At 38.1% G+C, this 12687-nt stretch carries 11 protein-coding genes; 9 read left to right on the forward strand and 2 right to left on the reverse strand.

Going from position 1 to position 12687, the window contains the following annotated elements; genetic code table 11:
- The first annotated feature begins 16 nt into the window (after positions 1-16).
- The 9 genes from H9Q20_RS06855 to msrA all read left to right on the forward strand — a co-directional run bounded on the left by H9Q20_RS06855 (position 17) and on the right by msrA (position 10916).
- On the forward strand, positions 17-3085 hold the full coding sequence (locus H9Q20_RS06855) for a TAT-variant-translocated molybdopterin oxidoreductase (RefSeq protein ID WP_187477351.1): 3069 nt from the start codon (positions 17-19) through the stop codon (positions 3083-3085).
- Between the two features lie 18 nt (positions 3086-3103).
- Positions 3104-4501 carry an NrfD/PsrC family molybdoenzyme membrane anchor subunit gene (gene nrfD, locus H9Q20_RS06860; RefSeq protein WP_124640364.1) on the forward strand — a complete coding sequence of 466 codons (1398 nt, stop codon included), beginning with the start codon at positions 3104-3106 and terminating at the stop codon, positions 4499-4501.
- Positions 4488-5009 (forward strand): DUF3341 domain-containing protein, encoded by a 522-nt coding sequence (locus tag H9Q20_RS06865; RefSeq protein ID WP_124640361.1) that lies wholly within the window; start codon positions 4488-4490, stop codon positions 5007-5009. Before nrfD ends, H9Q20_RS06865 begins: the two co-directional genes overlap by 14 nt.
- On the forward strand, positions 5002-5721 hold the full coding sequence (locus H9Q20_RS06870) for a c-type cytochrome (RefSeq protein ID WP_124640359.1): 720 nt from the start codon (positions 5002-5004) through the stop codon (positions 5719-5721). Before H9Q20_RS06865 ends, H9Q20_RS06870 begins: the two co-directional genes overlap by 8 nt.
- Positions 5722-5737: 16 nt before the next feature.
- Positions 5738-7066 carry a quinol:cytochrome C oxidoreductase gene (locus H9Q20_RS06875; RefSeq protein WP_124640357.1) on the forward strand — a complete coding sequence of 443 codons (1329 nt, stop codon included), beginning with the start codon at positions 5738-5740 and terminating at the stop codon, positions 7064-7066.
- 571 nt (positions 7067-7637) lie between these two features.
- Positions 7638-8753 (forward strand): hypothetical protein, encoded by a 1116-nt coding sequence (locus H9Q20_RS06880; RefSeq protein WP_187477352.1) that lies wholly within the window; start codon positions 7638-7640, stop codon positions 8751-8753.
- A 7-nt stretch (positions 8754-8760) separates the two neighbouring features.
- On the forward strand, positions 8761-9297 hold the full coding sequence (locus tag H9Q20_RS06885) for an adenine phosphoribosyltransferase (protein ID WP_187478594.1): 537 nt from the start codon (positions 8761-8763) through the stop codon (positions 9295-9297).
- Positions 9298-9302: 5 nt separating this feature from the next.
- A complete protein-coding gene (locus tag H9Q20_RS06890; protein WP_124640353.1) occupies positions 9303-10265 on the forward strand; it encodes an ROK family protein in 963 nt (320 codons plus the stop codon).
- 105 nt (positions 10266-10370) lie between these two features.
- A complete protein-coding gene (gene msrA, locus H9Q20_RS06895; protein WP_124640351.1) occupies positions 10371-10916 on the forward strand; it encodes a peptide-methionine (S)-S-oxide reductase MsrA in 546 nt (181 codons plus the stop codon).
- A 35-nt stretch (positions 10917-10951) separates the two neighbouring features.
- On the opposite strand, the gene hemE is transcribed toward msrA, so the two are convergent.
- Both hemE and H9Q20_RS06905 read right to left on the reverse strand, forming a co-directional pair.
- The gene (hemE, locus tag H9Q20_RS06900) at positions 10952-11980 is read right to left on the reverse strand and encodes a uroporphyrinogen decarboxylase (protein WP_124640349.1); all 1029 of its coding nucleotides are present in this window, start codon (positions 11978-11980) and stop codon (positions 10952-10954) included.
- A gap of 16 nt (positions 11981-11996) precedes the next feature.
- The gene (locus H9Q20_RS06905; protein ID WP_187477353.1) at positions 11997-12686 is read right to left on the reverse strand and encodes a uroporphyrinogen-III synthase; all 690 of its coding nucleotides are present in this window, start codon (positions 12684-12686) and stop codon (positions 11997-11999) included.
- Position 12687: the final 1 nt, after the last annotated feature.

Consider the following 12687-nt stretch of genomic DNA (forward strand, 5'->3'; position numbering starts at 1 on the left):
AAAATTAGAAGTATCAATGGCTTCAAATAAAATACAATTCAGAAGTATCCACGAACTACAAGATCCAACTTTGACAAAAAGATTGGCTCAGAAGGAATTTCATGACGAAATTCCAGTGGATGAAATCAGAAGTGGTGATAAGAACAGCCCTGTAAATACAACCAGAAGAGATTTCCTAAAACTTTTAGGTTTCTCTACTGCAGCCGTTACATTGGCCGCTTGCGAAGCACCAGTTGTGAAAACTATACCTTATGTCGTAAAACCTCACGATGTAATCCCGGGAGTTGCTAATTATTTCGCATCTACTTATTTTGATGGTGCCGATTTTGCAAGTGTCTTGGTGAAAACAAGAGAAGGAAGACCAATCAAGATTGAAGCAAACCCTGCAGCAAACGAATTGGGTAAAACCAATGCAAGAGCTCAAGCAAGTGTATTGTCTCTTTATGATAACGATAAGGTAAAACAACCAAAACTAAACGGAAAAGACGAAACTTTCGACAAGGTTGATGACGAAGTTCTAAAAGCATTAAACAATGCCGGAACTTCAGGGAAAAAGATTGTAGTACTTTCTCACTCTTTTGCCTCTCCAACTTTCAAGAAATTGTTCGGCGATTTCAAAACAAAATATCCAAGTGCAGAACTTGTTACTTATGATGCCCTACCTCACGCTGCAAATCTAGATGCTGCGCAAGAAGTTTTCGGTCAAAGAGCCTTACCGGTTTATGACCTAACAAACTCAGAATTGGTGGTGTCTTTCCAAGCGGATTTCTTAGGAGATTTCAACGCTCAAAGTTTAGAGTCTTCTTATGCCGCTGCAAGAGTACCTGGAGAAAACATGTTGGAACATATCCAAATTGAGTCTAATTTGTCTCTAACTGGAGCCAACTCCGACACAAGAATTCCTCTTAAACCAAGTGCGGTTAATAAACTTTTAGTTGAAGTGTACAACGGACTTAATGGAGGAACTTCGGATAAAGTAGCCGCTGATTTAGTAAAAAGATTACAAGAGAAAGGAAACAAAGCAGTTGTTTTGGCAGACGGCTCTAAAGCAGCCATCGTACTTTCTCATTTGATTAATCAAAAGCTGAATTCTACTGCTTTCACAGGTAAAGCTAATTTCTTAAAAGAATTTGACGGAGCTAGATACCAAGAATTCTTAGGCTGGATGAATGCCGGTCAAGTAGGAGTGTTAATCGCTAATAATGTAAACCCAATCTACTCCAGCAACAAAGGTGAAGACTTCAAAAAAGCGCTTTCCAAAGTAGGTTTCGTAATGTCTTTCTCTGAGAAAAAGAACGAAATGTACGACGCTTCTAAAGTCGTAATTCCTGTTGCTAACTGGTTAGAGTCTTGGGGAGATATTGCTCCACAAACGGGTGCTTATTCATTAATGCAGCCAACCATTCAAAAGATTTTCAAACCAAGACAGTTGGAAGAATCTCTATTGGTATGGATCAATGGTAAAGGAAGTGAACTAAATAATTATTATGATTATTTAAAGACCAATGCAACTGCATTACTAGGAGCTACACCATTTAACCAAGCATTATACAACGGATTCAATGCTGGTGGTGTTGCTACAACATTGGCTTATGCTGGTGGTAATGCTGCTCAAGCTGTAGCGGATTTAGGAAACTTCAAAGCTTCAGAATTCGAATTAAAATTATATACAAAAACTGCAATTGGTGACGGTACACAATCCAACAACCCTTGGTTGCAAGAATTACCAGATCCAATTTCACGATTGTCTTGGGATAACTACCTAACCATTTCCCCAGCAGATGCTAAAACTTTAGGATTGTCAAACGATCTTAACGGTAGAATGCAATTGAATGGTGATTTGGTAACACTTACCGCAGGGAATGTTAAATTAGAAAATATTCCAGTTTTTATACAACCGGGTCAAGCGCAAGGATCACTAGGTCTTGCCTTGGGTTACGGTAAGAAAAGCTCTGGTAAAGTTGCTGCTACAGGTATCAATGCATATCCTTTGTTCGATGGAAATAATTTGGTCGTTACCAATGTTAAAATCGAAAAAACAGGTTCTGGACATGAGTTTGCCGGAATGCAGCTTCAAAATACAGTAATGGGTCGTTATGACATCGCAAAAGAAGTATCTTTAGCAGATTTCATCAATGTACCTTTCAACGATCCTAAAAACGGATGGAACAAACCAATCGAATACCATACAATTACGGGTCAGGCTACTGCAGCAAGAAAAATTGACCTTTGGAATTCTTATGACGATACCGACGGTCCACACTTCAACATGTCTGTAGACTTAAATGCTTGTACAGGATGTGGTGCTTGTGTCATCGCTTGTCAAGCAGAAAACAATGTACCTGTTGTTGGTAAAGACGAGGTAAGAATGTCCAGAGATATGTATTGGTTGAGAATCGACCGTTACTATTCTGCTGTAAGAAAAATTCAACCTGCCGAAGCCGTAGCTGAAGGTTTGGATGTACCAGGAATGTACGGTCATGCTTTCGATAAAGAAAGTGGTATCTTGAACCACCCTGCGGACAACCCTGATGTAATCTTCCAACCGGTAATGTGTCAGCACTGTAACCACGCACCATGTGAAACGGTTTGTCCAGTTGCGGCAACTTCTCACGGTAAGCAAGGTCAAAACCAAATGGCATACAACAGATGTGTGGGTACAAGATATTGTGCAAACAACTGTCCATACAAAGTAAGAAGATTCAACTGGTTTACTTATAATTTGAATGATAAATTCGATTATAACCAAAACAACGATCTAGGAAGAATGGTATTGAATCCGGATGTTGTGGTAAGAACCAGAGGGGTTATGGAAAAATGTTCTATGTGTATCCAAATGACACAACAGACCATTTTGGAAGCTAAGAAAGACGGTAGAAAAGTAGAAGACGGAGAATTCCAAACTGCTTGTTCTAAAGCGTGTTCTACTGGTGCAATCCAGTTCGGTGATATGAATGATAAATCTTCTCATGTGAGAAAACTTTTCGCAAGCAACAGAAGATATATCTTGTTAGAAGAAATTGGTACCAAACCAAATGTATTCTACCATACGAAAGTGAGAAATAGAAAAGAAAATAAAGTTTAAATAATAAATAGGTAAAAAATGTCAGGACATTACGAAGCTCCGATAAGGGAACCTTTAATTATTGGTCACAAGACTTATCATGATATCACGGAAGATATCGCAAGACCTATAGAAGAAAGAGCAGGCAAATTGTGGTGGGTATCACTATATGCTGCCTTAGTACTTTTCATCTATGGATTTGGTTGCATCGCTTACACTATCGGTACTGGTATTGGAGCATGGGGACTAAACAGAACCAACAACTGGGGTTGGGATATTACTAACTTCGTTTGGTGGGTAGGTATTGGTCACGCCGGAACCTTGATCTCTGCGGTATTGTTATTATTTAGACAAAGATGGAGAATGTCCGTTAACCGTTCTGCGGAAGCGATGACAATCTTTGCGGTAGTACAAGCAGCCATCTTCCCGGTTATTCACATGGGTAGAGTTTGGGTAGGATATTGGGTATTCCCAATCCCGAACCAATACGGTACTTTGTGGACCAACTTCAACTCTCCATTACTTTGGGATGTATTTGCAATCTCTACTTATTTCTCAGTATCAACCGTATTCTGGTTCATGGGATTGATCCCTGACTTTGCGATGATCAGAGATAGAGCAAAAACACCTTGGACTAAAAAGATTTATACTTTATTAGCATTCGGTTGGGGTGGAAAAGCAAAACATTGGCAAAGATTCGAAGAATTATCTTTGGTATTGGCAGGTCTTGCAACTCCACTAGTATTCTCGGTACACACAACGGTATCCTTTGACTTTGCTACTTCAGTAATCAAAGGTTGGCACTCAACCATCTATCCTCCATACTTCGTTGCCGGAGCAATCTTCTCTGGATTCGCGATGGTACAAACATTATTGTTGGTGGCTAGAAAGGTGTGTAACCTGGAAGATTACATCACCATGTATCACATAGAGATCATGAACATCGTAATCGTTGTAACCGGTGGTATGGTAACTGTAGCTTATGCTACCGAGTATTTCATCGGATGGTATTCGGGATCACGATACGAAGATTTTACATACCTATCTCCAGGTGCAGCAACTGGACCTTACTGGTGGGCTTTCTGGGCGTTGATTATTTGTAACTTAGTTGTTCCTGCATCTTTCTGGTTCAAAAAACTAAGAACTAATATCTTCTGGACTTTCTTCGTGGCATTGATCATCAATATCGGTATGTGGTTCGAAAGATTTGACATCATCGTAATCAACATTTCTAGAGATTATTTACCATCGACTTGGACCATGTTTATGCCAACCATTATTGATGTTGGAGTTTACTTAGGAACAATAGGATTCTTCTCCGTATTATTCCTACTTTACGCAAGAACATTCCCTGTAATTGCACAGGCTGAATTGAAATCTATTTTGAAAATGTCAGGTGAAACCTATAAAGCAAAAGAAGGAGATGAGCACCACTAAAATTGTATACGGCTTATACGCCGACGATGATGATTTGATGCAAGGCGTAAAATCATTTAGAGAAAAAGGAATTGAAATTAATGAAGTTTATACTCCTTTTCCTGTTCACGGGCTTGATAAAGCTTTAGGACTTAAGAAGACCAGACTTTCTGACGCTGCTTGGTGTTATGCAGTTTACGGAATTTTAATCGGTATTCTATCCACTTGGTACATGATGAACCACGATTGGCCTCAAAATATTGGTGGTAAACCTGCTTTTACTTGGGGGGAGAATATGCCAGCTTTCGTAGTTCCAATGTTCGAATTAATGGTATTTTGTGCTGCACACATGATGTCTTGGACTTTCTTAGTAAGAAATAAAATGTATCCTGGTTGTCCACCACAAAACCCAGATCCAAGAACAACCGACGATAAATTTCTAATGGAAATTGTTACCGACAATGTGGATGCTGTAAAACAATTATTTGTTGAAACCGGAGTTGAAGAAATAACCGTAAAAGATGCTTAATATGAAAAATAATATTTTAAAAATAGGAGCTGTCTTAGGTGTAACTACTGTTTTACTTAATTCTTGTGGACCAAAAGACAATCCACCGTTGGTGTACTTCCCAGATATGTATTTTCCGGTAGCGTACGATCCATTGCAAAAAGCTGAAGATGCTTATTCTAAACACGAAAACTCAATTCCTGCTTTTGTAAAAAATGATTTTGCTACAGGATTGGTATCTGTTGATGGAACGGTATCTCAAAATAAAGATGGAGTAGTAGATGTGAATTCATCTAAAATGATGAAAGCCGATGTTTATAACGCAGGTTATGATGCTGCAAAATTGACAACTTCTTCACCTCTTAATCCTGCAAACCAGGAAAAAGACATCGAAAGAGGTAAGAAATTATTTAACCAAGTCTGTGCTGCTTGCCACGGAGAAGCAGGTGACGGACAAGGTAGTATTGTACAAGGAGGTGCTTATGCAGGTGTTCCTAACTACAAAGATAGAGAGCTTACCATAGGCGCTGTACATTACGTACTTAGCCACGGTAAAAATGCCATGGGATCTTTTGCTGGGCAACTTCAACCGGGTGACCGTTGGAGAGTCGCCATGTATGTGATGAGTGCTTTTAAAGGAGGATTAAATCCTGCGCCTGCAACTGCTGCAGCTCCTGCTGCAACTACAGAAGCGGCTCCTGCGGAAGCGAGTGATAAACCTGCAACTAAATAACTAAAAGAATTTTAAAATGTACACATTTTCACCTAAATTAAGATTAATATCGATTATACTGATTGTTCTAGGGTTAGTTCTTTTTGGAGCAGGTTATATGATGAACCACGGTTTGTTAGGAGACGAAGCTAAAATCACCCATTTGATGGAAACGGTTCATGCCAACGGACACAATGCACCAACGCATTCTAGTGAAATGAACGGAGGACATGATGCTGCATCTCATATCGAACATGTAAAGCATCAAATTGCCAACGAACCTTTATCTGCAATTCATTTTGTAGCAGTTTTCCTTTTCGGATTAAGTGCCGCAGCAATGTTTTTCTATAGCATTCAGCATGTCGCTCATGCAGGATGGTCCATCATTATTACCAGAGTAATGGAAGCCGTAGGTTCTTTCATGCCTTGGGCAGGTGGCGTATTGATTATCATTGCGATTTTGAATGCTGCTCATTTTGGTCATCTTTTCCACTGGATGGATCCGGCTTTGGTTGATCCTAATTCACCAGAATTTGACCCATTGATTTTCGAAAAGAAAAAATTCTTAAATGTACCTTTCTATGTGATTAGAACCTTAATCTATGTAGTAGGAGGATCTTTCTTCGTATGGAAGTTGAAGTCTTTAACTAAAAAAATGGACGAAACAAAATCCAGAGAAGTTTATAAGAAAATTTACAGCTGGTCTGTAGGCTACATCGCTTTCTTCGGATTTTGCTCTGCAGCTTGGGCTTGGGATTGGTTGATGTCCATCGACCCTCACTGGTATTCTACCATGTATATTTGGTATGCTTTGGTAAGCTGCTTAGCTGCTGCAATTGCTGTGATCATCATCATTTCTGTTTATTTGAAGAGAAAAGGATTTTTACCTCAATTCAACGACAACCACTTACACGACTTAGGTAAGTTCTTATTTGCATCTTCAATGCTTTGGACATACACTTGGTTCTGTCAGTTTATGTTGTATTGGTATGCCGATGTACCGGAAGAAGTTAACTATTTCTTAGGACGATTTGAATACTATCCACAATTGTTCTTGCCAAGTTTAATTCCAGCTTTCCTAATTCCATTAATTGTAATGGTGAGCTCAAGCATTAAGAGAAATTACAAAGTGGTCGTTACCATGGCCGTGGTAGTAATCTTTGGACAATTAATCACGCACTTCCTAATGGTAATGCCAGGAACAGTAGGTCCATTCTGGAACTTCGGATTGTTAGAAATCGGTTCTGTAGTTTTCTTTGCAGGTTTATTCATCTTCGTAGTGTTGACAGCATTGTCAAAAATGAAGCTGATCCCTTCAGGAAACCCATTCCTACACGAATCAATCATTTTCGAATATCCATTCTAAGACTGATTTTACATCCAAATACAAAGCCCGATTTTTTCGGGCTTTTTTTATTTAATTTTTTTTGTGAAAGTTTTAAAAAATAATGTAATTTTGTAACGATGAAAAAAGAAGTTACAATAAAGTAACAAAAACAAAACACAATTTCAATGGATAATGCACGATATCTTGAAAGAGATGTGCTTCAGATTTTCTTAGTTACTTTTAGGGTGACTTCCTTTTTCATTCCCTCTACAATTGTTTTAAAAAAATATGGAGGCGGAATAACATCAAAAGCAAGCAAAACCTTAAGTAATTTTATTACTTTTCCTTTCCGCCTCTTCTTTTATTAATCGATTGTTTAGTTTTTATCTTTGATTAAAACTATAAAATTATATATTTGCAAAAATTTCTGGAGGCGGAGACATCAAAAGCAAGCAAAACCTTAAGTAATTTCATTACTTATTTATCCGCCTCCTTTCAATAATCCTTTTTCTTTTCGTTGTACAATTAAGCATTTTTCATATTTTTGTATTCTACATGCCCATTTATTTTGAAATTTATGTAAATGGTTAAAGTGTTGAATATTTTAAATATGAAAAAATTAATCCCTTATTTGTTTCTTCTTTTTTTATTGGTTTCTTGTAAAAAAGACCGTGTAGATGCCAGCAGTACTCAAGCTTTTCAGTCCAGTATCAACGATATGGCATCTTCGCTAACCACTTTGCAGCAAATAAAGTTCAATGAAGCGCTTTATATCCTCAAAAAGTTTGCTGTTAACGGAGACGATGATATTACAGAACTGAAGCAACTCTCTAAATTACTTAACGGTAAAAATGTAGAAGAAATTCTAAGTTTGGCCGATCAAACGGCTCAAAAAAATGGAATGGATTGGACAAGCACCGGGCCTCCTTCTCTTGGTGAAATGAATATTTTCGGAAATGTTACCGCAAGTGAAGTCGACAAAAATGATGTAGAGGCATCGTCTCTAAACATCGACATCGTGCCTGTAGGTAGTGATAGCCTGGGAGTGAAAGCTTTAAAAGTAGTTCCTCGATTGGTGGATCAGGCCAATAAAGAAATCGAGTTTTCTGATGCAGGTTTAGAAACTTTAATGGAAGTGTACAGTGGCGGAAGCAAAATATCAACCTCCAAAAACATCATGTCCGATAACCATTTTAGAGGTTTTTATTTGAATTTTTCTTCAATACCTCAAGACAAGATTTTTGATAATAAAATTGACATTAAAGTCAGTATTAAAACAACAAAGAAAACATATCAATTAACCAAAACAGGTATTTCTATCAATCCTGATGCTTTACAAAAACCAAAAGTTGTGGTCTCCGATTCTACAGCACTTCCAACAGAAGTTGTGCCAGAAGTGGTTCAGCCTGTTGCAGATCCTAAAAATTCGGTATCTAAATTTTTGAGTAATCTAAATGCACAAAATTTAAAAGCGGCTTACGAAGGATCACAGAATCCAAATTGGGGTTCGTATGAATCATTTTCCAATACCACTTCCGGTTTTGGAGCTGTAAAATCCCTCTCTGTAAAATCACTTTCAACCAATTCTACATCAGCAACAACTTCTACAGTTAATGCATCTTACGATGTAACCGATAAAAATGGAAAAACAACCTCGTTGCAAGTGGTTTTCGGTCTGAAAAATGTTAACGGTGATTGGAAAATTGTTTCGTATCAAATTCAATAAAATGATGATGAAGAAAGACGAGTTAATCCAAACTTTAGAGCAAACCATAGAGAATATTTCGGATTTTCCAATACCGGGAATACAGTTTAAAGACATTACACCTATTTTTCTTAACCCAAAATTGTATGAAGCGGTTATTGCAGACTTGGCTGCTTTTTCTAAAGATAAAATAGATGTGGTTTGTGGAATTGAAAGTCGTGGCTATTTGTTCGGTATTGCAATTGCTGTCGCCCTAGATGTCCCTTTTGTTTTGATACGAAAAAAAGGGAAGTTGCCACCGCCATTTGTTTCTGAAAAATACGATTTAGAATACGGAACGGCAGAAATTGAAATGAAAGTAGGTCAGATAAAACCCGGACAACGCGTACTGATTCATGACGATCTTCTGGCTACAGGAGGTACAACGGAAGCGGCTGCCAAACTGGTAAAAAAGCAAGGAGCCATTGCCAGTCAATTTAGTTTTTTGATCGGTCTAAAAGATCTGAAAGGAGAAGAGAAACTTTCGCAATTCGATGCTGAAGTTTACCAAATATTACACTATTAATTGAAATGGAAATTATTGACCTATCCCACCAAATTGCCCTAGGCATTGATATTGGAGGCACAACTACCAAATTTGGAATTGTAAACTTAAGAGGCGAAATTCTTGCCAAAGGTGTACTGCCAACAGATAAATACGAAACCATTGAAGATTTTGTTGATGCGCTTTACGACAGGGCTCAACCTTTATTGGATCAATATGCAGCAAAGTGCGATTTTATTGGGGTCGGAATTGGAGCTCCCAACGGAAACTATTATAACGGTTGTATAGAATATGCTCCCAACCTGAAGTGGAAAGGAAAAATAAATATAGCAAATCTTATTGGGAAAAAGTTTAATACAAAAGCGACCTTAACCAACGATGCCAATGCTGCTGCGCAAGGTGAAATGCAATTTGGAGCAGCCAAAGGACTTAAAAATTTCATCATGATGACTTTGGGTACCGGTGTGGGAAGTGGCATCGTCATCAACGGTCAAATGGTCTATGGACACGATGGTTTTGCTGGCGAATTGGGGCATACCATTATTGTTCCCGATGGAAGAATGCATTGGTCAACGGGTTTTAGAGGCAGCTTAGAAACCTATGCTTCGGCAACGGGAATTGCCATTACAGCCAAAGAGTTTAGAGCTGCTCATCCTGATTCTCTTTTAAATTCAATCCCTCTCGAAGAAGTAGATGCCAAAACCGCATTTGAATGTGCCGAAAAAGGAGATGCTGCTGCCCTAGAAGTTTTCCGATATACCGGTGAGATTTTAGGTAAAGCCTTGGCAAATTTCGTGATGTTTTCTTCACCAGAGGCCATTTTGTTTTTTGGAGGAGTGGTAAAAGCTGGAGATTATCTTTTGAAACCGGCTTATGAAGAAATGGAGAAAATGGTTTTACCAATCTTTCAAAATAAAGTGAAATTTGCAGTCAGCAAGATGAACGAATCCGACGCCGCCATTCTTGGTGCCGCATCGTTGGTTTGGTAATTTTATAAAATACTTCTTATGAAAGTACTGATGGTTATTTGTAGTTTTTTACTCTTTTCTTGTCAGTCACAGGAGCAAAATTTACGCATTCCAAAAATTATAAATATGGAAAATACAAAAACAATAACTTTCGGTGGAGGATGCTTTTGGTGTATTGAAAGTTGTTTCAATAAATTAAAAGGGGTAGAAAAAGCGATATCCGGATATTCCGGTGGGAAAACCGAACACCCGACCTACAAAGAAGTTTGTACAGGAGAAACGCACCATGCAGAGGTGGTACAGGTTGTTTATAATCCCGATATTATTTCGTACGATCAGTTGTTGGATGTTTTTTTCTTTTTACACGATCCTACACAGCTCAACAAACAAGGCAACGACATCGGAACGCAATACCGATCCATTGTTTTTTATGAAAACGATGAGGAAAAAAATATGGTTTTGAATAAAATTTCAGCCATCAACCTATCGGGGAACTATAAAAATAAAGTCGTTACGGAAGTGGTGGCTTTTCAAAAGTTTTGGCCTGCAGAAGAGTATCACCAAGGATATTATAACGAGAATCCCGACCAACCGTACTGTTCTGCTGTTGTGGGTCCAAAAATTAAAAAATTCACAGAATATTTCAAGGCAAAAGGTCTGATAAAAGAATAAAAAAAGCGGTGTCCCAATTCAGACACCGCATTTTGTTAGTTGGCTTTCCAATCGACCACTGCTCGGATAAAGGCTTCTGCATTTTCCAATGGGATGTTCGGCAAAATACCATGTCCAAGATTGGCGATGTATTGGTCTTTACCAAAACGATTGATCATTTCAGTCACCATTTTTTTTATGGTTGCCGGATCCGAATGCAAACGCGCCGGATCAAAATTTCCTTGTAGGGTTATGCTGTTATTGGTCAGTTTTCTGGCAATTTCCGGACTGATGGTCCAATCCACACCCAAAGCAGAAACTTTAGATTTCGACATTTCTTCCAATGCAAACCAACATCCTTTTCCAAATACCACAACATGAGTCATTGGTGCCAAAGCTTCAACGATTTGGTTGATGTATTGCCAAGAAAACTCTTGATAATCTGCCGGTGAAAGCATTCCGCCCCAAGAATCGAAAATTTGCACCGCAGACACTCCTTTTTCTACTTTTCTTTTAAGATAAGCAATGGTGGTGTCCGTTATTTTTTGAAGCAACAAATGAGCAGCTTCCGGCTGTTGGAAGCAAAAAGATTTTGCAATATCAAAAGACTTAGAACCTTTTCCTTCTACGCAATAACACAATAATGTCCAAGGAGATCCTGCAAAGCCAATCAACGGGATGTTGTTTTCTAATTTTTGTAAAGTGATCTCGATGGCATCAAAAACATAGCCCAAAGAGTCGTTGACATCCGGAACTTGTACGGCTTGTACATCTTCTAGGGTGCGGATGGGATTGTCCAGCCAAGGTCCAACGCTTTCTTTCATTTTGAAATCGATGCCCATGGCTTGTGGTACCACTAAAATGTCTGAAAATAAAATTGCCGCATCCAAAGGAAATCTACGGATGGGTTGAACGGTAATTTCTGCTGCCAATTCTGGAGTTTGGCATCTTGTGAAAAAGTCGTACTGATCGCGTAGCTTGATAAATTCGGGTAAATATCTTCCGGCCTGTCTCATCATCCATACCGGTGGTCTTTCTACAGTTTCGCCTTTTAGGGCGCGTAGGTATAAATCGTTTTTAATCATAATCTTAGGTTATAGCTTAAGAAATCAAAGTTTTATAATGCGTGTTAATGAGGTTTAACAAATCGTTCAAACTGCTTTCTTTGCTGGTGTATATTTTATTTTTTGTCCAATTTTTTAATTCCTTTTCAGTTGTTTCGCCAATGGAAAATAAGGTTTTCCCTTCCAAGGAATTTAATTTTGCAAAACTACGAACTCCACTTGGGCTAAAAAAGCATACAGCATCATGATTTTCGTCAATTTTAGGATGAAGCAGCTCGGTGTCGTAGAGGATTACTTTTCTATAAACAATATTTTGCAAGGGTAATTTTTCATTCAAGAGGTCCAATGCCATGTTGCCACAAAAATGGATGAATTGTTCTTTTGAGGCGTGTTTTATAATGAAATCTAAAAGTTCGCTAGCGTGTTTGGCAACTTTAAAAGTGCCAAATCCGTTTTTCCTAAGTTCTTTTTTGGTTTTATTTCCAACCGCATATATTTTATTGTATCGGTAAGGATTGGTAAAATCTTCTTCGGGCATAAAACCGTTTTCAAAAAAAGATTGTACCCCATTGACACTGGTAAAAATTAAAGATTTGTTGGACAGTGAAAAAGGACTTTCTTTTCGATGTTTTATTTTTAGCACATCAACAAACTCACATTCTATTTCTGAATTTATTTTTTGTCTGACCTCTTTTTCAATACTTTTTTTAGTGAAAAGAATTTTCATG

The organism is Amniculibacterium sp. G2-70 (assembly GCF_014353055.1).
GTDB lineage: Bacteria > Bacteroidota > Bacteroidia > Flavobacteriales > Weeksellaceae > Amniculibacterium > Amniculibacterium aquaticum.

Coding starts and splice junctions, on each gene's coding strand:
- H9Q20_RS06865 (WP_124640361.1), top strand. CDS start 4,488: ATGAGCACCACTAAAATTGTATACGGCTTATACGCCGACGATGATGAT.
- H9Q20_RS06885 (WP_187478594.1), top strand. CDS start 8,761: ATGAAGAAAGACGAGTTAATCCAAACTTTAGAGCAAACCATAGAGAAT.
- H9Q20_RS06890 (WP_124640353.1), top strand. CDS start 9,303: ATGGAAATTATTGACCTATCCCACCAAATTGCCCTAGGCATTGATATT.
- msrA (WP_124640351.1), top strand. CDS start 10,371: ATGGAAAATACAAAAACAATAACTTTCGGTGGAGGATGCTTTTGGTGT.
- H9Q20_RS06855 (WP_187477351.1), top strand. CDS start 17: ATGGCTTCAAATAAAATACAATTCAGAAGTATCCACGAACTACAAGAT.
- H9Q20_RS06880 (WP_187477352.1), top strand. CDS start 7,638: ATGAAAAAATTAATCCCTTATTTGTTTCTTCTTTTTTTATTGGTTTCT.
- H9Q20_RS06870 (WP_124640359.1), top strand. CDS start 5,002: ATGCTTAATATGAAAAATAATATTTTAAAAATAGGAGCTGTCTTAGGT.
- H9Q20_RS06905 (WP_187477353.1), bottom strand. CDS start 12,686: ATGAAAATTCTTTTCACTAAAAAAAGTATTGAAAAAGAGGTCAGACAA.
- H9Q20_RS06875 (WP_124640357.1), top strand. CDS start 5,738: ATGTACACATTTTCACCTAAATTAAGATTAATATCGATTATACTGATT.
- nrfD (WP_124640364.1), top strand. CDS start 3,104: ATGTCAGGACATTACGAAGCTCCGATAAGGGAACCTTTAATTATTGGT.
- hemE (WP_124640349.1), bottom strand. CDS start 11,980: ATGATTAAAAACGATTTATACCTACGCGCCCTAAAAGGCGAAACTGTA.